This window comes from Mycobacterium sp. TH-M106 (genome assembly GCF_057473765.1).
Map to the genome: position 1 here is coordinate 1 of NZ_JBYCLE010000474.1, position 1,919 is coordinate 1,919.

Below are 1,919 nucleotides of genomic sequence, written 5' to 3' on the forward strand. Positions count from 1 at the left end.
TCTGCGCAACCGGGAAGGCTCGCCGTTGCAGGTCGAGGACTGGGAAGAGTTCCGCGACCCGTACAAACTGACCTACAAAGACTACATCTCGACGCAACATGACCGAGAGATCCACGTCGACGCTCTCATCGATCAGTACGAGGCCGCCGACGCCGCGGGACGCTTGGATCCAGGTTGGGTAAACACGCTGCAGAGTTTCTTTGTCCCGCTACGTTTTCCGCTGCACGTGCTGCAAATGACCGGACTCTACGTTTCGCAGATGGCGCCGTCGGCTTACATCAGCAACTGTGTTAAGTTCCAGGGCGCCGACGACCTGCGCAGGGTTCAGCGGATCGCCTACTGGACCAAGGTGTTGGCCAACGCCCAGGGCGAACATCTTGCCCAGACTGGCACCGCGCGCGAGCCTTGGCAGTCAGCACCCGAATGGCAACCGCTGCGCAAAGTGCTCGAGGAGATGCTGATCGCCTATGACTGGGGCGAGGCGTTCACCGCGCTGAACCTGGCGGTAAAACCCACCCTGGATGCGCTGATCAACGTCGAGTTCGCAGCACTTGCCGAAGCCAACGGCGATCAGTTCCTTGCGCAGCTGTTCACTGAGTTCAGCAACGACAGTCGGCGCAGCCAAGACTGGACCCAGGCACTGGTGCACTACGCGGTCGAACGGAACCCCGCTTTGAGCGGTGTTTTTGCTGGATGGCTAGACCGTTGGCAGCCAGCGGCACATGCTGCCGTCGAGGCACTGGCGCCGCTGTTTGGCGGTGCACCTCACCCGGTGCAATCGCAAATGGTGGTCGACAACGTTGCCCAACGCTACGCCGAGTTCATCGAAACGACCGGGCTCAGCGTTGCGGCCAACGCGCGAAGGTAGCGCGCCGTCACCAGAGATCACGACCCTGCGGCCCAACGAGGTTGCATCACTAACAGATCTGTTGTGGCTGGAGAAGTTTTCCAGCCCGGGAATTGAGGAGGACCAAATAGCCATGGCCATGAAGTTTTTGTCGGATGAATGGTGTGCGGCGGCCATGAAGGCCATTAACGACAACGATGCCGTGTACAAGGGGTTCAAGAACCCCGAGAGCTTCAGTCACGCGATGTACTTCGGGCTTATCGACAAGCCGGAAGTCACGGCGTATTTCACGTTCGACAAGGGGAAGCTCACCGCGTGGACCACGGAGAAGATTCACGGCGACGGACCTTTCGACTTCGGGCTGCGCGCAAAAGCGGAGCATTTTCGCATGGCCGCTGAGGGCAAACAAGAGCCCGCCAAGATGCTCCTGGGGGGCCTGCTGAGGATCACCGACGGCGAGGTTGCTGTCGCGGTCGAGAACGCCGAGGCGTTCGACCATTTCCTGCTCTCATTCGGCCAGGTCGACACAGACTGGGATGTCTGAGCCCACCGGCTACTGCGCAGTGAAGTGGGCGAACTCCTTCGCAACGATCGGATTACGAGATGATTAGTGACACGGCTACCTACAAGGTCAGCTGCACCGAGGGCGCAGAGGCCAACGGCGTGGCCAATATCCTGCAGATGCTGCTGGCCCAGAATTTCGCCAACAAGCCCGACCTGGTAAAGGTCGCGCGAAAGATGAAGCGTCGGCCGGTGGGCATTATCAGCACCGACACCGACGCCGAGGCCACGTTGCAGTTCACCCAGGCCGGGGTCAGCATCCACAACGGGACCGTGGGCAAACCTAAAGTCAAGGTGTACGCGACGGTCGATCAGATCCTCGACGTGTCGCAGTTGAAGATGAAAGGCGGCGGGCTGTTGCCAGTTGGCTTTTTCACCAAGCGCGGCGCCAAGGTGCTCGGTCAGATCGCCATACACAAACTCGTGGTGAAGGGTCTTCTGTCCCACACCGTCGCCTCGCTACGGACTATCGCGCTGCTGTCTATCGCTCGCTAACGTAGCGCACCAGCAT

At 60.0% G+C, this 1,919-nt stretch carries 3 protein-coding genes; all 3 read left to right on the plus strand.

Annotation, left to right across the window (positions count from 1 at the left end):
• Window positions 1-25: 25 nt before the first annotated feature.
• The 3 genes from AC2VOP_RS16875 (at window position 26) to AC2VOP_RS16885 (ending at window position 1,903) form a co-directional block, all read left to right on the plus strand.
• A complete protein-coding gene (locus AC2VOP_RS16875; RefSeq protein WP_486962034.1) occupies window positions 26-868 on the plus strand; it encodes a ferritin family protein in 843 nt (280 codons plus the stop codon).
• Between the two features lie 112 nt (window positions 869-980).
• Window positions 981-1,391, plus strand: a complete 411-nt coding sequence (locus AC2VOP_RS16880) for a hypothetical protein (protein ID WP_486962035.1) — start codon at window positions 981-983, stop codon at window positions 1,389-1,391.
• A gap of 59 nt (window positions 1,392-1,450) precedes the next feature.
• Window positions 1,451-1,903 (plus strand): hypothetical protein, encoded by a 453-nt coding sequence (locus AC2VOP_RS16885; protein ID WP_486962036.1) that lies wholly within the window; start codon window positions 1,451-1,453, stop codon window positions 1,901-1,903.
• Window positions 1,904-1,919 lie beyond the last annotated feature (16 nt).